Source organism: Candidatus Sulfotelmatobacter sp. (assembly GCA_036500765.1).
Classification (GTDB): Bacteria; Acidobacteriota; Terriglobia; order Terriglobales; family Acidobacteriaceae; genus Sulfotelmatobacter.
In genome coordinates, this window is the sequence record DASYBM010000004.1 from 352018 (window position 1) to 372508 (window position 20491).

Here is a 20491-nt window from a genome sequence, read left to right on the forward strand (position 1 = left end):
TAGAAGGGGACTATTCGACCAAGGAGGAAATCTCTCGCAATGCGCAAAATCATGCTGCTGGTGTGTGTCCTTATCACCTTGCCGGTACTCGGCCAGGCCAAGTTGAGCGACACTGGCGCAGATGTCCCTGCTTACAACTTCCCGGGGGGCAGCGGCGAATTGAAGCTTACTTCGGATATGACCGGAATCTTCCTCGGCAAGATCACGAACTGGAATAATCCGGCCATCGGCAAGATCAATCCTGAAGTAAGGTTTCCCGATCAGGAAATTATTGTTGTGCATCGCTCCGATGGCAGTAGACAACTCAAATAAGCAAGTTCAAATATGCAAGTCAAATAAGGCTCCGCTTTCACAGAATATTTTCGAGCCGTCCGTAGGAACCAAAAGGAGAGACAAAATGAAGTCAGCGAAAGTGTGTGCAATTTTATTTCTGGCGACAGGTCTGGTCGCGCAAACCAGCACCCCGCCTAAACCGAGAAAAGCGAAGCCGGCGGCCGTTACCGCGGCTGATGTGCAGGCTTTACGCGATGCGATCGAGGCCCAAAAGGCGGCGCTCGCCCTCCAGCAACAACAGTTGCAGGAATTACGCGAGGAACTTCATCATAAGGACCAGGCGGTGCAACAGGCGCAGTCCAACGCCGCCGATGCCGCGAGCAAGGCCGACGCCGCCCAGGCGGCAACCGCTCAGCAGGAGCAGTCGGTGGTTGCTCTGAAGAGCGACGTAACCGACCTGAAGGGTAGCGTGGCCAGCTCGATCGTCAGCGTGCAGGAGGCCCAGAAGACTCTTAGCGGATTTGAATCTCCGCTCGCGCTGCATTACAAAGGCGTGACGATTACGCCCGGGGGCTTTCTGGCGGCCGAATTTGTGCGCCGTTCCCGCGCTCTCGGCGCGGACATCAATACACCCTTCAATTCGCTGACCATGCCTGGCGCGTCGCAAAGCAGCATCTCGGAATTCTTCGGTTCCGGGCGCCAGTCCCGCGTGTCGATGCTGGTGGAGGGAAAAACCGGCGCTTTGAAGATGACCGGCTACGTGGAGGCCGACTTTCTCTCAGCCGGCATAACCTCTAACAACAACGAGAGCAATAGCTACACCCTGAGGCAACGGCAGGCATGGGGCCAAGCCATGCTTGATAGCGGCTTTAGCATTACTGGGGGCCAGATGTGGAGCCTGGTGACCGAAACCAAGCACGGCGTGGACAACCGCACGGAAGCGACGCCACTGACCATCGATCCGCAATATACCATCGGCTTCAGTTGGGCGCGCCAGTATGGATTGCGCGTAGCCCAGAATTTCGGCAATAAAGTCTGGTTCGCAGTTTCCATGGAAAACGCCCAGGCCACAGTTACCAGCCACGGTAATGCTTCCAATTTCCTCATCGGATCTGCCGGGTCGGGTGGTGGACTCTACAACTCAGGAATCACCAACTGCTCCACCAACTCAACCACATTTCTCACCACCTGTTCGCCGGCTGCGAGCTATGCCTTCAATCCCTCGCCTGACGTGGTTGCCAAACTGGTCTTCGAGCCCGGATTTGGACACTACGAACTCTTCGGCGTGTATGCTCGCTTTCGCGATCGCGTCTTTCCTTGCGAAGACATCTCTTCCACCACCCTCTGCGGCACCAGCACCACGCCGGGACTGGTCAGCGCCTTCGGAGCCTATAACGCCTCGAAGAATGGCGGCGGCATGGGAGCCAACGCCCGCTGGTCCTTCGCCAATAAGCACCTCGACTTCGGCCTGCATGGTTTCGGTGGCAGCGGTGTGGGCCGCTACGGAACCGGCGGACTGGCGGACACTTCCATCCGCGCCGACGGCACCCTCGACCTGATCCGAAGTTTGCAAGGTTTGACTACCCTCGAGTGGCATGGGCCCAAGGTTGATATTTACCTGAATGCCGGTGCGGAATACGCTGCCCGCGCCGCCAGCTTCGACCCCGTGATCAACAAGAACGTTGGCTACGGAGCGCCCAGCTTCAACAATTCGGGCTGCTATTCCGAGACCGGACCGGTCATCGGCGGCGGCGGATTCATCCCAGGCGGTCTTTCCAATTGCACGGCCGATACCCGCGTGCTGATCGAAGGCACCGGCGGCTTCTGGTGGAAGCTGTACGACGGCTCCGTGAAGACCGCAGAAAACAAGCCAAATCGCGGCAAACTGCAGTGGGGAGCGCAGTACTCCTACGTGACGCGGAATGCCTGGTCGGGCTCCGGCTTTCCCAACGAGCCGCATGGCATCGACGCCATGGTCTTTACGTCGTTCCGTTATTACCTGCCGTAGGAAGAGTACGACAGGTCAAGAACTCAGGCCGGCACCCGGCAGCGAACACTGTCCGGGTGCCTTTTTGTTTTTGCAGGATGTGAAACCCAAAGGCTCTGAATCGCTTATCACCGGCGGCCTCTGGAATGTTTTATACTGATGCCCTGCGGTATCTGCGTCTATCATGGCTCGCATCTCGCTTGACGACCCTCAGTATTTCCTGAATCGCGATACTTCCTGGATCGCCTTCAACCGACGCGTCCTCGAAGAGGCGGAGGACGAAGGGAACCCCCTGCTCGAGCGCTTGAAATTTCTGGCCATCTCCGCCAGCAATCTGGACGAGTTTTTCGAAGTGCGCGTCGCCGCCATGATGCAGCAGATCGAAGACGGCTACAACGAAGCCGGTCCCGACGGGCTCACGCTTACCGAGAAACGGGATGTGCTCAACAAGCTGACCCACGAATTCGTGCATGACCAGTATGATTGTTGGAGTGCCCGGCTTCGTCCGGCGCTTTCCGAAAACGGAATTCGCGTGCTGGGCCTGCATGAACTCGATTCCGAAGCCCTGCGTTTTGTCGAAGAGTATTGCGAGAGAGAACTCGACCCGCTGTTGACGCCGGTCACGGTGGATCCCGCGCACCCTTTTCCGCGAGTCATCAACAAGGCGCTATGCCTGGGTTTCCTGTTGCGCCGGCGCCGGCGCTCGGCGCTGACCTATACTGGCGTAGTATCGGTACCGCGGGCTCTGCCGCGTCTGGTGCGGCTGCCTTCGAAGCATACCGCCGATTTCATTTTCCTCGCCGACCTCGTCGCCCATCATGCGGTTCATATGTATCACGGCTACGACATTGTTTCGTCGGCTCCTTTTCGCGTGACCCGCAACAGCAATTTGTATTTAGCCGAAGAAGAAGCGCGCAGCCTGCTCGAGTCGGTGCGCGCCGAATTGCACAACCGCCGCAAGGGCGATGCCGTGCGCATGGAGATTGAGGCCGACGCCGATCCCGAGATCATCGACCGCCTGCGCACTGTCTTCGAACTCGATCCCTGGCAGGTGTTTCCCGTGAACGGCCCCGTGAATCTTTCGCGCTTGTTCAACGTGTACGAGCAGGTGAATCGCCCGGAGCTGAAATACCGTCCCTTCTCGCCCCGCGAGTTGCGCCTGACTTCGAAATCCAAGGATTTGTTCGAGGAGTTGCGCGGCCACGACATTTTGTTGCATCACCCCTATGATTCTTACGATGCGGTAGTTTCGTTCATTGAGTCCGCGGCCAAGGACGACAATGTTCTTTCCATTAAGCAGACGCTCTACCGCACCAGCGAACATTCCGCCATTGTTCCTTCGCTGATAGAAGCCGCGTCGCGCACCGAAGTGACGGCGGTGGTCGAGTTGAAGGCGCGCTTCGATGAATCCACGAACATTCGCTGGGCACGCGATATGGAAGATGCCGGTGTGCAGGTCTTCCATGGCCTGGTGGGGTTGAAAACGCATTGCAAGCTTTCGCTGCTGGTGCGGCGCGACCCCGACGGAGTGACGCGCAGCTACGCTCATATCGGAACTGGAAATTACAACGCCACGACGGCACGGCTCTATACCGATCTGAGCCTGTTTACCGCGAATCCCCAGATTACTCGCGCGGTACACGATGTGTTCAGTTTCCTGACCGCCTACGCCGAGAATCCCAGCTACGATCCGCTCCTGGTGGCGCCGCTCGATCTGGCTGAAAAATCCATTGCTCTAATCGACCGCGAGGCCGAACATGCTGGCCGCGGCAAACCGGCTCAGATCGTCGCTAAGATGAACGCTCTGCTCGACAAGGGCGTGGTGCAGGCGCTGTACCGTGCGTCACAAGCCGGCGTGCAAATCGATCTGGTAGTGCGCGGGATCTGTGCGCTCCGGCCTGGGGTGCGCGGCGTCAGCGACAACATCCGCGTGCGCAGCATAGTGGGCAGATTTCTCGAGCACAGCCGCATTTTCTATTTCGCCAACGGCGGCGAAGAGGAAATCTACATCGGCAGTGCCGACTGGATGCCGCGCAATCTTTACGAACGCGTCGAAGTGCTGGTCCCGGTCCGCGATGTCATGTTGCGGCAGCGGATCCGTCATGAAATCCTGGAAGCCTACCTCGCCGACAACCGCAAAGCTCGGCTGTTATTGAAAGATGCCACCTACATCCGGGCATGGCAAACCTTGCAGGGTACGCGGAACCGCCGCCCCCCCACAGGCGCCGCGGCTTTTTCCGCCCAGGATTTTTTGATCGGAATTGCGGAAGGAAAGTCGCCGATTATACCTGCCGTGCCCAATTCCCCAAGAAGGCGTAAAGTAGTAGCGGCAAGAGCAAGAGAACGATAAGCCAAGTCGATAATCAAATCCGATCACCAGAACGATAACGACGATGATTCTATATTTTCTACGCCACGCCAGCGCGGGCGAGCACTTTGCCGATCCGAAGAAGGACGAGAAGCGCGCCCTCGACAAAGAGGGTATTGAGCAGTGCGGCTACATCGGCCGCGCCCTGGCCGCTCTGGATGTGCAAGTGGACGCGATCGTCTCCAGTCCGCTGAAACGTTGCACCCAGACCGCTTCGCTGGTGGGCAATGAGTTGGGCTATGAGGGCAAACTGCAACTCGACGCCGGGCTGCGGCCCGAAGCCGGACTCGCCGAATTCCGCAAATTGCTTACCAAGTATTCCGGCCAGGAAGCCATCATGGTGGTCGGCCATAATCCCAACCTGAGCCATTTCCTCGGATCGATCATCAGTGATTCCGGCTGTGAAGCTTCGCTCGAACTGAAGAAGGGCGCGATAGCCAAAGTAGAAACCCGCCGCACTTCTGGGACTTTACAGTGGTGCGTTACTCCGAAAGTCTTGCGGACCCTCTATGAGACGGCGGTGGTAAGCTCGCGGCCGAACACTTCCCGGAAATAATCCCGTTCTTTCTCGATGGCCCACAGTTCCAGGTCCACGCCCATGCGCCGCCTCGGCACCAGGGTCAGTCGGACTTCCGCCGAGCGCAAGCTGATACGTACTCTTTCTACCGCGCGGCTGCGCCCCAGGTTCAGGGCGCGGGCCAACCGCAGCAATAAAATCGCCTTCTGCGCGTCGTCGCGGTCGGCGGGATCGACCACCTTCATAGGACCGTCTTCCATCGTGGGCCGCGATTTTCCGAGATAGCGTGCAACCGCCGCGATCAGCCGTCTCTGCTGCGGCGTGTAACCCAGAATTTCTGAGTTCGAAATAATGTAATGAGTATGGCGATGGCGCCCGTTACGGTTCACATAGTCGCCTACTTCATACAGCATCGCCGCCGCCGACAGCCATTCGAGATATTCCGGCGGCAGCCGGTGCAGCGTGCGCAGCCCAGCGAACAATGTAACGGCAGCGTCCCGCACATCGAACGCGTGCTTGCGGTCCACGTGGTAATGGTCGACCGCTTTCATAATCGATTCCCAACGCTCGGATTCGATCTGCCGGCCGGAGCGCGTGCTGCGATCATAGTCCGCCGCCATCTGGGCGAGAATTCCGTCGCGCAGGCCGAGCGGCGAGTAGCGAAAACCTTTGAGGTGAAGCCGGTCGAGCAGTTCGTGATATACCGCGGCTCCAGCCACAATAATCTCCGCCCGCCGCGGGCCGATGCCCTCAATTTTGCGGCGCTCCGCCACCGGCAGTCGCGCCAGCCGCTTCGCGATCCGGCTCATTTCGGCCCGCGATACCATGTGCCGCTGCCGGCCCGCGCCCTGGCGCATATGATCGGCAACCTCCGCGAGGGCGGCCGCGGTTCCGGACGTCGCGATCACATTCCGCACCTTGGCGCTCGCAATGCGGTCGGTGATGCGATTGACTTCGCGCGTCACAAAGCCGCGCAGACGTTTCAGTTCGCCTTTGCGGGGAGGATCATGACTTAGAAATTCGTTCGTCAGCCGCACCGCGCCCAGCGGCAGGCTCACCGCGTCGCGAATGTGGCCGCCCTGCGTGACCGTCAGTTCGCAACTGCCTCCTCCAAGATCCATCATGAGAGTCGGACTGCGGTCCACCCGTGGACTCGAGATGAGTCCCAGATGAATCAGGCGCGCTTCTTCCACGCCAGAGATGATCTCGACTCGCCAACCCGTCGCCGAGCCTACCCACTCGATGAACGCCTGTGAATTACGGGCGTCGCGCAACGCGCTCGTCGCCACTACCCTCACGCTGTCGGTGACGATCTGTTGCGTGGCCCGATGGAATCGACGCAGAACTTTTACCGTCTCTGCCATCGAGTCCGGCGTCAGGAATCCAGAACTGAACACTCCTTCGCCCAGTCGCGTCACTTCGCGGTCCTCGTGCAGAGGATGGAGCCGGCCCGCTTGCAGACGCGCAATTTTTAGCCGGACAGAGTTCGAACCGATATCGACGGCGGCAAACGTGGGCATGGAGAAGCCTCACAGTGTACATGGACGGCCGGAACTTCCTCAGCTTTTTACGATTCGAATCGACGCACTGGCTAAGTTTTAACATTTTTGTAACAAGTCTCTGCTACGGTTAAATTGCATGGCCAACGCTGGCTTTCCTCGGCCTGAAACACTTGGACCGCAACCCGTTGAAGGAACGAAAGTTACATCCACATCAGCACCGCGGACGGCGGCCTTGTTGTCTTCCTCTGCCGGCGACTTTCCGGATTGGATTTTAAAATCCGCCATGCCGCCATGCGGCCTCGCGCTGCTCGGTGTGCCGCTCCAGATTTATCGGTACGCCAATTCTCCTAATAACGATTGGCATCGGCAGGCATGGGCGGGCTCGCTAGTGCTTATGGTTCTCATCGTTTCCTCTGTGACGGCGGTACGCTTCGCCGTGCATCGCGGTACCTTTGGAGCGGCATAGATTTTTAGCGGCATCAGTCGGTTATGGGAGTTGGAATCCAAGTCGACAAACTGAACGCCTGGTACGGCAAAGGCCAGGCGTTATATGAGATCAATCTCAACGTGACGGCGAACCGCGCCACCGCTCTGATTGGTCCGTCAGGATGCGGCAAGTCTACGTTCATCCGCTGCCTCAATCGCATGCATGAGACCATTCCTGAGGCGCGCATCGAAGGCAGTGTGCGCATCGGCGAAATCGACGCCTACAACGGCACCTCGGCTACGCAACTTCGCCGCCGCGTGGGCATGGTGTTCCAGAAGGCTAATCCCTTTCCCACCATGTCAATTTATGACAACGTGGCCTCTGGTTTAAAGCTCAACGGATTCCGCGACCGCCGCAAACTCGACGACGTCGTCCAGCATTCGCTCGAAGTTTCGGCACTCTGGGACGAGGTGAAGGACACGGTTCACAAAAAGTCCGGCGCCAGCCTCTCCGGCGGCCAGCAGCAGCGCCTGTGCATCGCGCGCGCCCTCGCGGTCGAGCCCGAGGTCCTGCTGATGGATGAACCCTGTTCCGCCTTGGACCCGATTTCTACAGGAAAAATCGAAGAATTGATCTTCCAGCTCAAGGAACGGTATACCATCGTAATTGTGACTCACAACATGCAGCAGGCGGCGCGCGTCGCCGAATTCACGGGATTCTTCCTGCTCGGCAAGTTGATTGAGTTCGACAAGACGGAAAAGATTTTTACCAAGCCATCCGACAAGAAGACGGAAGACTACATTACGGGAAGGTTTGGATAAGAGCAGTCGTCGGTCGTTAGTCGTCGGTCATCGGCCCTTTAGTCGGCAGCCTGTGGCAAACGATGCTGCGAAAAGATTTGGCCGACGACCAAAAGCCGACGACCGACGACTGACTTAGGGAAGGGTTCGGACAATGCGCACGCGCTTTCAGCAAGGGCTTGACGATCTGCGGCAACGGTTGCTTCGCATGGGAGGGCTGGCCGAGCAGGCAGTCGATCGCGCCCGCCAGGCCTATGTGGACCGCGACCTCACCCGCTGCCAGATGGTGCTGGAAGGCGAGAGCATGATCAACATGGCGGAGCGCGAAATCGACGAAGCCGCTTTCGATCTGCTCGCGATGCAGCAGCCCATGGCCGTCGACCTGCGCTTTATCCTCGCGGTCACCAAGATTAATTCCGACCTCGAACGCGTGGGCGATCAGGCGGTCAACATCGCCGAGCGTGTTATGGACATGGTCGAACTTCCCGCCGCCGATTTGCCGGTCGATATCGCCCGCATGGGTTCGGCGGTCAGCGCCATGGTGCGCCGCGCCCTGGAATCGTTCATCGAAGGCAAAGCCGAACTGGCGCAGGCCGTGCTCGAAATGGACAGCGTCATCGACCGCATGCGCGACGACGCCTTCATTCAGTTGGTCAAAACCATGAACGACCGCCCCGAAGTCGTGCGGCAGGCCCTCGACGCGCTACTCGTTGCCCGCAATCTGGAGCGAGTCGCCGACCACGCCACCAACATCGCCGAAGATGTCATCTTCTGGGTGCAGGGCGCTGATGTTCGCCACAACGTGCATCCCGAAGATTCCGAGAGCCCCGAGCCGCAGCGCCCAACCCAGCGGGCCTCGGGCCTATAGTCTATGGATCGAATAAATTTGTGGGCACACGGATAAACTTGTGGGGACAGCCGCCCCTTCGGCAAGCTCAGGGCAGGCTCCCGGCTGTCCGCTCGAGCGAGGCTCGACAGGCTTCTTGTTCGGAGCTCAACCGACATTTTGTTTGAGGCTTTTGACCCTACACGCCAGTTGAATTACGCTCATCATCTCTTTCTTGTTGACTCCACCGACTGCCGGAGGCGCTGTGACTCCTTCATCCGTGACTCGTTCATCCCTACATCCCCGTTCCTTGTCATTCCGAGCGCAGCGAGGAATCTGCTTTTTCTTGCTGGCTGCGACAACCTTCGTCGCCGCGCAGTCGCCTTCCGCATCCCCCGCCGATCGCCCTCCCATCATGCTCCCTACCAGCAAAATGCTGACCGTCCCCTCCCCTGGCCGCATCGGGAGCACTAACAGCTTTCCCGTGACGATGGTCGTGAGTCCCGACGGCCATTACGCGGCGTTGCTGAATGACGGCTACGGCACGCAGGAAACTCTGGCGCACCAGTCGATCGCGGTGCTCGATCTGAAAACAAATCAAATCGCCGACTATCCCGACGCGCGCCTGAGCGACCAAGCCCATCAAAGCTACTTCATCGGTCTAGCTTTCAGTTCGGACGGCAAGCACCTCTACGCCTCGATGGGTTCGCTCAGCGATCCCACGGGAGCGAAAGCGGGCAACACCGGAAATGGCATCGCGGTCTATAGCTTTTCCCGAGGCAAGGTTGCGCCTGAGCGCTTCATTCCCATTCCGTTGCAGCCACTCTCGACCGGAAAAAAACTCGCCGTCGGTCTAACCGCTCCTCCGAATATGGCGATTCCATACCCCGCAGGGATGGCCGTAATCACCGAGAAGGGCCACGATAAGCTTCTCATTGCGAATAATCTTTCCGACAACGTCGTGCTGCTCGATCCAGCTACAGGAAAAGTACTCCAGACTTTTGACCTGAGCACGAATGATCTGGTGCCATCGTCGTTCCCCTATACGTGCGTCGCAACTAAAGACGGCCGCCGCGCCTGGTGCAGCCTGTGGAATGCATCGCAGATTGCGGAACTCGATCTCACCGGCGGCAAGGTCGTCCGCTGGATCAAACTAAAACAACCGGATGATCCTTTAGCAGCAGGCTCGCATCCCACAGCGATGCTGCTGAGCCGCAACGAGACCGTATTGTATGTGGCTCTATCGAACGTCGATTTGATCGCCGCTGTATCCGCGGCGTCCGGCACTGTCCCTAGCTACTTCGCGACTGGCACATCCACTCAGAGATCCGCCGGGACGTATCCCACAGCCTTAGCGCAATCGGCCGATGCGAAACATTTGTTTGCTGCTGATTCCTCGCTAGACGCCGTCGCCGTCTTCGACACAACTCGACCGCACGCCTCTGACTCTGATATGCCCGAGCTGCCGCTGGGTTTTATCCCCACCGACTGGTATCCCAGCGCCCTCGCCGTCCTCGGCAACGATCTCCTCATTGCCACCGCCAAAGGCGAAGGTTCCCGCGCCAACAAAGAAATGGGCAAGACTTCCTACGAGATGAAACACCGCGACCATCCATACATTCCCACGCTGCTCCGAGGATCGATCGCCCGTCTCAATGTTCCATCTACAATCGAAAAACTTCCTCAACTCACCGCCGCCGTCGCGAAAGATAATCTCTTCCACAGCGATCCCGGTACGATCACCTTCGCCAGCGGACAGAATCCCATCAAGCACGTCATCTATGTGATGAAGGAAAACCGCACCTTCGACCAGATCCTCGGCGACTTGAAAGTCGGCGACGGCGATCCTTCGCTGACCATGTACGGCGCCAACATCACGCCGAACGAGCATAAGCTCGCCCTGCAATTCGGCGTGCTCGACAACTTCTATGACAGCGGAGAAGTCTCCGGCGACGGCCACGTCTGGTCAACCGCCGCTATCACCTCCGACTACAACGAGAAGACCTGGCAGATCGCCTACCGCGGCAAGGAACGAACCTATGATTTTCAGGGTCAAGTCGCTGAGGAATTCCCGCTGGAGCTCAATGAGTCCGACGTCGACGATCCCGGCACCGGATTTTTATGGGACAATCTCGCGCGCAATCACGTGAGCTATCGTATTTACGGAGAGTTCGTGAACGCACTGTGGTGTACCGGGTACCACGCAGACTCCGCGAAGCCGGGCACCACGCCACCGGAGCAGCAGGCTCGCTGCCCGCGCAAAGAAGTAAAGCCGGGCGACGCGCTTGCGCCCAACGTCGGAGACCCGCACGCTGGGCCGAGTCCGTGGCCGTGGTCGGTTCCACTCTTCAGCGGAGTCAAGCCAACCAAGGCCGTCCTGCGCGACCACTTCGATCCACTCTATCCGGATTTCAACACCGACTATCCCGATCAGCTCCGGGTTGACGAGTTTATGAACGAGTTCGGCGCCTACGTTCGCGCCCGCGACGCGCACGAGGGCGCGCAATTTGAACTGCCGTCGTTCGTCTTACTGTATCTGCCCGACGACCACACCGGGGGCACGCGTCCAAATCACGCGCGCCCAGCAGCCAATGTGGCAGATAACGACCTGGCGCTCGGCCGCGTGGTCGATGCCGTCTCGCACAGTTCCTACTGGGACGACACCGCAATCTTTGTTCTCGAAGACGACGCCCAGGACGGCGCCGATCACGTCGACGCGCACCGCTCCATCGCCTTCGTCATCAGCAAATATTCGCCGGGATCGGCCGCGCAGCCCAATGTCGAGCACCGCTTCTACACCACCGTGAACATGATCCACACGATCGAGACATTGCTCGGCCTTCCACCCATGAATCAGAACGATGCGTATGCCCCGGTGATGAGCCAAATGTTTTCGGGAGCAGGCAATCAGGAGCCTTACAAAGCGGACAATAGCAACCTGAAGAATGGATTGATCTACGAAATCAATAGGCGCGAAGCCCCGGGGGCAAGGATTTCGTCGACGATGAACTTCTCCCGTCCCGACGCCGCAGACGCGGCGACTCTGAATCGCGTGCTATGGCGAGACCAAAAAGGCGCAGCGCCAATGCCCGCGCCGAAGCATACGGTATTCCCCGCAGGAGGAGACGACTAGCTTTGCGTAGCGCCGCCGTCCCGGCGGCAGTCGGGCGGGCGTCCGCGCCCGCCGCGCAGGAAGCGCAATAACTCTCGAAAGGTTTACGTCGACCCTCGCTGCCATCTCCGAGAGCGAGACGCTCTCGGGACAGCCGGCGGGACGCCGGCGCTACAAGATGAAGAGCGTCGTCGCGATTCGTTTTATTTAAGAACCGCAGACGCCTTCAGCGGCAGACTCTGCGACGACCCGCCCACCATGAAGCCATACTCTCCCGGAAGCAACTGCCAACCATTCTGCTCCACGTTAAAGATGGAAAGATATTTTGGATCCACTTCGACCGTAACGTCTTTGCTCTCTCCGCCGTTCAGCTTGATCTTGCTCCATCCCACCAGTCGCTTCGGTGGCTCTGCCGCCGCCGCGGGCAGGGAAGCATAAACCTCGGCAATCTCCGCCCCCGCACGATTGCCGGTATTTGTGACGGTGAAACTCACCCGCGGATTCCTTCCCGGCGTCACCTTCAGATTCGAATAAGAGTAAGTCGTGTAGGAAAGTCCGTAGCCGAACGGGAACAGCGGCGCTTTATTCTCCGCGTCGTACCACTTGTATCCTACTTTCACGCCTTCGTCGTACGTGACTTGAAATACAGGCAGCCCTGCGGCGATCCTCTTCCAGCCTTGGCGATCTGCATCAATCGTCGCTTGCGGCGGTTTTACGACCGTGGGATGCGGCAGATCCGCTTCGCTCTTCGGGAATGTAATCGGCAGCTTCCCGCTGGGATTCACGTCGCCAAAAAGGATATTCGCGACCGCATCCGCCCCGCGACTGCCCGCAAACCACGCTTCGAGAATGCCGTTCACCTGACCGGCCCACGGCATCGTGACCGGCCCGCCGCTCTCGATCACAACCACAGTGCGCGGATTCGCCGCCGCCACCTTCGCGATCAACTCATCCTGGTGGTCGGGAAGCGACAGGCTGTCCAGATCCATTCCTTCGCTCTCCCATTGATGAACGAAGACGATCGCCACTTCGGAGTTCTTGGCCAAAGCCGCAGCCGCGGCCGCGTCGTCGCCAGAGTTGAACTGCACGTTCGCCGCCGGAGTCTTGGCTCGAATCGTCTTCAGCGGCGAAGTCGGAAACCAGACGTGCTCTTGCCAGTAAGTGTTGCCTTTGCCCGGAGGCATGATCGCATTTCCACCCGGGGGATCGACCTGCGCCGAACCGCCGCCGGAAATCATTCCCACATCCGCATGAGCGCCGATTACCGCGATGCTGCGAACTTTCGCCGCGTCCAGCGGCAACAGCCCGTTCTCGTTCTTCAGAAGCACGGTGCCCTGTTCCGCAATTCTCTGCGCCACTTCAAACCCACCGATCACATCCACGACACTCTTCTGCGCGGGATTATCAACCACTCCTGTCGCGAACATTGAGCGCAGGATGCGGCGCACATGGTCGTCTAGCTCTGTCGCTGGAATCTTGCCCGACTCGACTGCCGCCTTGAAAGTATCGCCATAAAAAATCTCGCCCGGTTGCTCATGATCCAGGCCGGCAGCCGAAGCCTTCTCCGTGCTATGCGTGCCGCCCCAATCCGAGACGACGAAGCCCTTGAAGTTCCAGTCTTTTTTCAGAAGATCGGTAAGCAGATATTTGTTTTCGCAGGCGTACTCACCCCAAACGCGGTTATAGGAACACATCACGGCCGCTATATCTGTCTCCTGCAATCCAATCTCAAACGCCAGCAGATCGCTCTCTCTCGCCGCGCGCTTGTCAATAGTGACGTTGACCGCATTGCGCCCGCTCTCCTGATCGTTGAGCGCGTAGTGCTTGATGTCGCCAAGCACATGCTGCGCCTGCATGCCTTTCATCACCGCTCCCACCATCTTGCCGGCCAGAACCGGATCTTCGCCCAGATATTCGAACGTCCGTCCGTCGCGCGGTTCGCGGGTGAGATTAATGCCCCCGCCCAGCGTCATGTTGTAGCCCTGGGCGCGCAGTTCGCGTCCAATCAACGCTCCATACTCGTAGCCCGCTTCCAGATCCCAACTCGCCGCTCCGGCCACATCCGCGGGCAGCGCCGTCGAGTAGCGGCCATTCTCGCCGCTACCCCGAACCCCGTAAGCCGCGTCCGACATATTGATCGCGGGAATGCCCAGCCGCGGAATCCCCGGAACATATCCCGCACCCCCGTTGGAGTGCACCGCCAGCGGGCTCATAGGACTTAGACCCTGCATACCCGTGCCGTGAAGCAAAGTGATCTTCTCATCAAGCGTCATCTCCTTCACCACCATGGCTGCGCGCTCGTCGGGAGACAGGCTGGAATTCGACCAGGGATGATTACCGCCCGATTGTGCCCAGGTTGAAAGATTGAGGCTTGCGATCAATAGCGTGAGGGTAAAAAAACGATTTCGCAGGGGACGAACGCGCAGGGGCATCGCGGCTCCTCGTGGGAATGTGGCTGCCAAATCGTTAATGTTACGCCCTTTTGCAAAATTCTTGGGGGATAATTTAGCCGAGGATTCGGTGCTAACGGTTGCGTCGAATCTAGATTGGCCGCGATCCGGTGATGAGGATATCCACCAGTCTCTTCGCGCTTTGCTGCCAGTCAGGGCTGGACGGCACGTGGGAGACGCCGATGAGCGCCCGAAGTAAATCGAAGGGTTCGATGTCCTTGCGGATGTCGCGACTCTTGATTGCGCGCTTCACCAGCGCGTCAATCGCTCCATTAATTTGAGCGCGGGAGCCTTCGTACAGCTTCGAGGGACCTCCGATAAACGTATTCAGCGCCGGGGCAATGATCTGCTTCGTCGCGATGTAATCCACGAACAATAACATCCAGGCGCGCAAGGCCTCAATTGGGGGCATGGCCTCGGCAAACTTGCGTTCCGCCGCAGCTAACTTTTCTACCTCGATGCGATAGACCGCCTCGATCAGCGCATCGCGAGTCGGGAAATGACGATACAGAGTACCCGCTCCAACCCCGGCATCTTTAGCGATTTCGTCCAGGCTCGCGTTTGCGCCTGCCCGGGTGAACGCCTGCTTGGCGACTTCCAGAATGCGTTCGCGGTTTCGCTGGGCATCGGTGCGCGGCTTCCGCGGGCTGGATTGGGATCGTTTCTTTGTCATTCAATCGGCTATCGAATCGAACCGTTAAAAATATTGCAACCGGAGACAGTCTCCGATTATCCTATCTACTGATTCGGAGACACTCTCCGTTTTAGTTGAAGGGACGGCAAGTCGTCAAGATCGAGGTCCTGGACAAACCGACGATTCAGGAGGAAAAAGAAATGGCATCTACACAGGAAATGATAAATACGTTTGGAGCGACATCCACCACGGAAGATGTTTTGGCCGGGATCAATCTGACCGGGAAGCGGATTCTAATAACCGGCGTTTCAGCCGGGCTCGGAGTTGAAACCGCGCGCTCCCTTGCGGCGCATGGCGCGCAGGTCGCAGGCGCTGCGCGAGATTTGGATAAGGCCAAAGCCGCCACAGCGCAGGTGCGAAAGGATGCTGCGGCTAATGGCGGGAGTTTCGACTTAATCGAGCTCGATCTTGCAAGCCTTAAGAGCGTGCGTGCCTGCGCTGACGAACTGATAGCAAAGGGCGAACCAATTGATGTGGTCATCGCAAATGCAGGCGTGATGGCGACACCTTTTGGCCACACGGCCGATGGCTTTGAGACGCAGTTCGGAACCAATCACCTTGGCCACTTTGTCCTGGTCAATCGGATTGCGCAGCTCATCCGGGCGGGAGGACGCCTGATCAACGTGTCTTCCGCGGGCCACCGCTACTCAAATATCGACCTTGAGGATCCGAACTTCGAACGCACTCCCTACGACCCGTACGTTGCGTATGGCAGATCCAAAACTGCAAATATTCTTTTTACCGTTGCCTTCGATGCGCGCCACCGGGACCGCAGTGTACGTTCCGCCGCTGTGCATCCCGGAGGTATTCGAACCGAGCTGGCTCGTTACCAGGATCCCGGCCGCATAGAAAAGACGATCGAGCTGATAAATCAGCAGCGCGCAGTTAAGGGGGAAGGTCCTTACCAGTGGAAGACCATCCCTCAGGGAGCCGCGACTTCGGTATGGGCTGCCGTGGTCGCTTCCGCTGACGAGATCGGCGGCCACTACTGTGAAGACTGCCACGTTGGCAGGGTTGTGCCCGATAACCTGCCTGTCGGCATAAACGAAGGCGTACGTCGATACGCGCTCGATCCAAAAAATGCCGCGGCACTCTGGAAGAAAAGCGAAGAACTCGTCGGCGAGTCTTTCTAACAAGCCTACGAGGAAACCAAATGGTCGGAGAGTTTCATCTGGAAAAATGCGAAGGAGCAAACATATGAAAGTTTTTGTTACGGGAGCAACAGGATTCATCGGTTCTGCCATCGTGCAGGAACTCATCGGCGCAGGCCATCAGGTGCTGGGTCTCGCTCGCTCGGATGCGGGCGCTAAATCGCTTGCCGCCGCCGGCGCCGAGGTGCATCGAGGTGATCTTAAAGATATCGAGAGTCTGCGCAGCGGCGCGGCCGCAGCCGACGGAGTGATCCACGCGGCTTTCATCCACGACTGGGCAAATTATGCGGCTGCCGCGGAGACCGATAGCCGCGCTATTGAGACGCTCGGAACCGCGCTCGCCGGCTCCGACCGCCCCTTGATCGTCACTTCCGGGACCTTGCTCGCTCAACGCCAGGGCCCCCTCGCAACGGAAGAGGATGCGAACGATCCCAATTTTCCACGCAAATCCGAAGACGCGGCATTGGCCGCGGCGTCGCGTGGGGTAAAGGCATCGATCCTGCGCTTGCCGCCCTCGGTACATGGCGAGGGCGATCATGGCTTCGTTCCTGCTCTCATCGGTATCGCGCGCGAAAAAGGCGCTTCGGCATATGTAGGCGACGGCCTTAACCGCTGGCCCGCGGTGCACCGCCTCGATGCGGCACGTCTCTACAGACTCATACTTGAGAAGGGCTCTGCCGGCGCCAGCTATCACGCAGTCGCCGAGGAGGGTGTTCCGACTCGAGACATCGCTGAGGTAATCGGCCGGCGCCTGAATGTGCCAGTCATTGCCAAGTCTTCGGAGGCGGCCGCCGATCATTTTGGTTGGATCGCTCGCTTCTTCAGCATCGACGGCCCAGCTTCCGGCGCGCAAACTCAGAAACAAATGGGATGGCGTCCCAACCAGCCCGCGCTCATTCCCGATCTGAATGCGGAACATTATTTCGCGATCAAACAGGCAGCCTAGACTTTAGGAGGTTTGGAATCTATGAATCAATTCGCCTTTAAAAAACCGCCGAAGAGTCATGACCCTGCTTGCGGCGACTTCATCACGATGGCCGAGCGAGAGTTGGCAGCATTCTTCACCGCAGTAACCGAATTGTTCGGGTTAGAACAGGCGGAGATCTCGACCGAAGACTGGCTGCATGAGTTGATGTCAATTGATAACCTGCCCGATTCAACTCGTCAGTGGCAACTACTCACTATCCGGGCTTCGGCACGGCTTGCAAGCCGAGTGAACGCATCATCCGTTTCAAGTCCGGCGCGGACACTTGCATATTCTGACTAAAAGGGCATTATTACGGAGACACAGAAATGACTACACAGACAATGCTGGGCGGCAGCTTCACTTTTCTACATACATCAATCACTTTGAACCGCATGGGCTATGGCGCGATGCAACTCGCCGGGCGAGATGGAAACAAGTTGGTATGGGGGCCTCCCCAGGATGTCGAGGGAGCGATGGCGATTCTGCGGGAAGTTGTCGCAAACGGCGTCAACCACATCGATACGTCCGATTATTATGGTCCTCATGTCACGAACCAGATCATACGAAAGGCGTTGTCCCCTTATCCAGACGATCTGGTAATCGTGACCAAAGTCGGCGCCCGGCGCGGTGAGGATGGATCGTGGATTCCGGCTTTCTCATCCCAAGACCTCACTGCGGCGGTTCACGACAATCTCCGCAACCTGGGTCTGGATGTGCTCACCGTGGTCAACCTGCGCGGTATGTTCAGCGCTCTTGGCCCCGCCGAGGGATCGATCGAAGCGCCGCTTACGGCGCTGGCCGAGCTCCAGCAAAAAGGTCTGATCCGCCATATCGGGCTGAGCAACGTCACGCCTGCGCAGATCGCGGAAGGCCGCAGGATTGCACCGATCGTCTGCGTGCAGAACCACTACAACCTTGCACAACGAGCCGACGATGCGCTTATCGCCGCTCTTGCCCGTGATGGCATTGCCTATGTGCCGTTCTTTCCTCTCGGCGGTTTCACGCCACTGCAATCGGGCACACTATCCGACGTGGCCGTACGCCTCGGCGCCGCTCCCATGCAGGTTGCGCTTGCCTGGCTTCTTCACAGGTCGCCCAATATTCTGGTGATCCCCGGAACCTCCTCGATGCTGCATCTTCGCGAGAATCTAAGCGCTGCAAAGCTAAAGCTTCCTCCGGAAGTGATTGCCGACCTCGACTCAATAAGCGCAGAGCCATCGTAGCGATATGTTCACGATAAGGTTGAGTATTTGGGAAGTTTCAGGCCCGGGTTAATCCACGCCGGCAAGGCGGCCAAGATCATCGATTTTTCGCGCGGCCCAAAGTTAAGGCCCGAAGAAATGAGATTCAGGCGCAAATCACCCAGGTTCCCCAAACCGGGTTCCCCCGATCTTTCTCGCCACTATCTGTATTCGGTTTAGTCACTTGCCGGCATTTCTTAAGATTCAACATCGGCACGACTGTTCTGAATCCGTAACAAATGCACTTGTGGATATTTTCCTGCTTACTCCGGGAATAAGATCGCCCCAACGCCACCATTCGGGACGTTGAGGTTTCCGCAAATCTCGGACGTTCCACCACCAATTCCTAACCCAGCTAAGATCAGGAGACTCACCCATGAAACGCGTTTTGGTTGCGTTGATCGTCCTTTACTGTGCCCTTGGGATGTATGCACAGTCGCCTCAACTGGAAATATTGAATCCGCCCACCAGCGGCCAATCCGGATACAACGACATTTTCAATACCCTGCTTAAGGAAACGCGCACCGGCGGCGGCAACGCCGTTGCCGGCATAACGGTATTCCTGACATGGGGCGCCGTCGATAACGGATGCGAAGTTACCGCCTGCGCCGGCGAAACTCCTGCCGTAGTGCTGGCGGCCGGCCAACAGATCGGCACTTGCCTTGAGCCGGATTGCTACTGGTCCGCAATCGACACCGAGTTGTTGAATTACATCAACGGCCCCAGCAGCAACGGCCTGGCGAGTCACGGTCAAAAGATTAACTTGATCATCGTGATTATTCCAGAAGGTCAGACGACCAACAACGATGTGCCAAACTATGTCTTCCAGCCGGCCAACTACACCCACAGCTGGTGCACGGGTTGCTCGACTGCGCAACCGCAAGATCTCGTGACTTGCCCCGCATGGCCGGGCGATTCGAATGTTCCGACCGGAGGCAGCGACGGCGTGTGGAATGTAAACCAATGCCGCCTGACTGGAGGTGGCTCTTGTTCGGGCACGGATCTCGCTGACGTCAGCGGCGGCTATCCCGTACTTTATGAAGCGCCCTTTATGAGCGCGTATCGAATCTTCGTGCAACGCGTGCTGAAACACTACTCGTCGGCGGGATCGGGCAGTGGTCCTACCATCGGGCAGTATCTTGGCTACATTCGCCCAGGACTCGCCGAAGGCGGCGAAAATCAGCCGCTCTGCACCACCGGAACCGTAGGCGGGACGAACTATGGGATATGGCCTAACGCAAAGGGGCTTTCCTACGATCTGTCGAACAGCATCGACCCTGACTGGTTCCAAACCACCAGTGCCTATACATATCCTTCTCCGTGCGACACCTATACTTCCTGTCAGGGTAAGGACGCCTATCTGGAAGGCGTTAACAATCCGCCGGGTTATGTAAGCACACTGTTTTCCGAAATGCAGACCGATCTAAATATGTGGAACGCAGATTACACGACCCCAATCAATATCGTGGCCAATACGCACACAGGTCCTCCGGGAAATACGGACCTGAGTTACGCCAACGTTGAGGCGTCAATTTTTGCTTCCTACGGTCCAGTCTCAGGGCACGGCGTCTCGGGCTTTGGCATGGAGTCGCTGAGTGAGTGGGACGTCGCCAATGCACCCAGCAACTGCACACAGAACTGGTGTGCCAACTTCACGACCTACAGCGACAGCGGAAGCAATCCGTATATGCTGAACCTGTATCTGCAGACCACGACTCCAAACTCCGAGCCGGTATTTTCCATTTCGTCGATCACTCACACTACAGGCGCCAGCACCGCGACCGTGAACTGCACCTCGACCTGCGCTACCACCGGCGCCAGTGGCGGCCTGCTCAAGCAGACCCAGTGGGTGAAGGTCGCGGGCAATAGCGGCACATCGGGCACATTCACCATCAGTTCGGTGAATAGCTCAACTCAATTCGTGATCGGAACCTGTGGTGTGGGAGGAAATACTTGCGGAGCCGGAAGCTCGGGCACTCTGTATACGGGCGATTATCTCCCGGACACAATTCCATTCGCCAAAAGCTACTATGCTGACACGATCGAGGTGTACTTTTGCGATTGGGAGTTCGCGTTTGCATCTCCTCCAGCCAGCCAGTGCCCCGCGACATTATCTCCTTATTCGGGAGACTACGCGTCGGTCTTAAGCAACCCGTAAACCACGAATGCACGCGGC

16 protein-coding genes are annotated in these 20491 nt (G+C 58.1%); 13 read left to right on the forward strand and 3 right to left on the reverse strand.

Annotation, left to right across the window (positions count from 1 at the left end; translation table 11 throughout):
- The first annotated feature begins 39 nt into the window (after positions 1-39).
- The 4 genes from VGM18_04255 to VGM18_04270 all read left to right on the forward strand — a co-directional run bounded on the left by VGM18_04255 (position 40) and on the right by VGM18_04270 (position 5184).
- The gene (locus VGM18_04255; GenBank protein HEY3972191.1) at positions 40-312 is read left to right on the forward strand and encodes a hypothetical protein; all 273 of its coding nucleotides are present in this window, start codon (positions 40-42) and stop codon (positions 310-312) included.
- Positions 313-397: 85 nt separating this feature from the next.
- Entirely contained in the window at positions 398-2281 is a 1884-nt protein-coding gene (locus VGM18_04260) for a hypothetical protein (GenBank protein ID HEY3972192.1), read from the forward strand.
- Between the two features lie 163 nt (positions 2282-2444).
- A complete protein-coding gene (gene ppk1 / locus VGM18_04265; GenBank protein ID HEY3972193.1) occupies positions 2445-4610 on the forward strand; it encodes a polyphosphate kinase 1 in 2166 nt (721 codons plus the stop codon).
- A 43-nt stretch (positions 4611-4653) separates the two neighbouring features.
- Positions 4654-5184: a histidine phosphatase family protein gene (locus tag VGM18_04270; GenBank protein HEY3972194.1), complete on the forward strand. Its 531-nt coding sequence runs from the start codon at positions 4654-4656 to the stop codon at positions 5182-5184.
- On the opposite strand, the gene ppx is transcribed toward VGM18_04270, so the two are convergent.
- Positions 5136-6665, reverse strand: a complete 1530-nt coding sequence (gene ppx / locus VGM18_04275) for an exopolyphosphatase (GenBank protein HEY3972195.1) — start codon at positions 6663-6665, stop codon at positions 5136-5138. The genes VGM18_04270 and ppx overlap by 49 nt on opposite strands.
- 265 nt (positions 6666-6930) lie before the next feature.
- Here ppx and VGM18_04280 point away from each other — a divergent pair, with 265 nt between their 5' ends.
- The 4 genes from VGM18_04280 to VGM18_04295 all read left to right on the forward strand — a co-directional run bounded on the left by VGM18_04280 (position 6931) and on the right by VGM18_04295 (position 11833).
- The gene (locus tag VGM18_04280; GenBank protein HEY3972196.1) at positions 6931-7113 is read left to right on the forward strand and encodes a hypothetical protein; all 183 of its coding nucleotides are present in this window, start codon (positions 6931-6933) and stop codon (positions 7111-7113) included.
- A 23-nt stretch (positions 7114-7136) separates the two neighbouring features.
- Positions 7137-7895, forward strand: a complete 759-nt coding sequence (pstB, locus tag VGM18_04285) for a phosphate ABC transporter ATP-binding protein PstB (protein ID HEY3972197.1) — start codon at positions 7137-7139, stop codon at positions 7893-7895.
- A gap of 133 nt (positions 7896-8028) precedes the next feature.
- Complete coding sequence (gene phoU, locus VGM18_04290) at positions 8029-8742, forward strand: phosphate signaling complex protein PhoU (protein ID HEY3972198.1); 714 nt, start codon at positions 8029-8031, stop codon at positions 8740-8742.
- Between the two features lie 304 nt (positions 8743-9046).
- Complete coding sequence (locus VGM18_04295) at positions 9047-11833, forward strand: phosphoesterase (protein ID HEY3972199.1); 2787 nt, start codon at positions 9047-9049, stop codon at positions 11831-11833.
- A 182-nt stretch (positions 11834-12015) separates the two neighbouring features.
- Here VGM18_04295 and VGM18_04300 read toward each other — a convergent pair whose 3' ends face one another.
- Together VGM18_04300 and VGM18_04305 are read right to left on the reverse strand one after the other, a co-directional pair.
- Complete coding sequence (locus VGM18_04300; GenBank protein ID HEY3972200.1) at positions 12016-14244, reverse strand: glycoside hydrolase family 3 C-terminal domain-containing protein; 2229 nt, start codon at positions 14242-14244, stop codon at positions 12016-12018.
- A 109-nt stretch (positions 14245-14353) separates the two neighbouring features.
- Entirely contained in the window at positions 14354-14935 is a 582-nt protein-coding gene (locus VGM18_04305) for a TetR/AcrR family transcriptional regulator (GenBank protein ID HEY3972201.1), read from the reverse strand.
- A 95-nt stretch (positions 14936-15030) separates the two neighbouring features.
- On the opposite strand from VGM18_04305, the gene VGM18_04310 reads away from it, so the two are divergent.
- From VGM18_04310 to VGM18_04330, 5 genes are all read left to right on the forward strand, one after another.
- The gene (locus VGM18_04310) at positions 15031-16089 is read left to right on the forward strand and encodes an SDR family NAD(P)-dependent oxidoreductase (protein ID HEY3972202.1); all 1059 of its coding nucleotides are present in this window, start codon (positions 15031-15033) and stop codon (positions 16087-16089) included.
- Positions 16090-16153: 64 nt separating this feature from the next.
- The gene (locus tag VGM18_04315) at positions 16154-17053 is read left to right on the forward strand and encodes an SDR family oxidoreductase (protein ID HEY3972203.1); all 900 of its coding nucleotides are present in this window, start codon (positions 16154-16156) and stop codon (positions 17051-17053) included.
- Positions 17054-17074: 21 nt separating this feature from the next.
- Complete coding sequence (locus tag VGM18_04320; protein HEY3972204.1) at positions 17075-17374, forward strand: hypothetical protein; 300 nt, start codon at positions 17075-17077, stop codon at positions 17372-17374.
- A 26-nt stretch (positions 17375-17400) separates the two neighbouring features.
- Entirely contained in the window at positions 17401-18297 is an 897-nt protein-coding gene (locus VGM18_04325) for an aldo/keto reductase family oxidoreductase (protein ID HEY3972205.1), read from the forward strand.
- Positions 18298-18691: 394 nt separating this feature from the next.
- The gene (locus VGM18_04330) at positions 18692-20473 is read left to right on the forward strand and encodes a hypothetical protein (protein HEY3972206.1); all 1782 of its coding nucleotides are present in this window, start codon (positions 18692-18694) and stop codon (positions 20471-20473) included.
- The last annotated feature ends 18 nt before the right edge of the window (positions 20474-20491 follow it).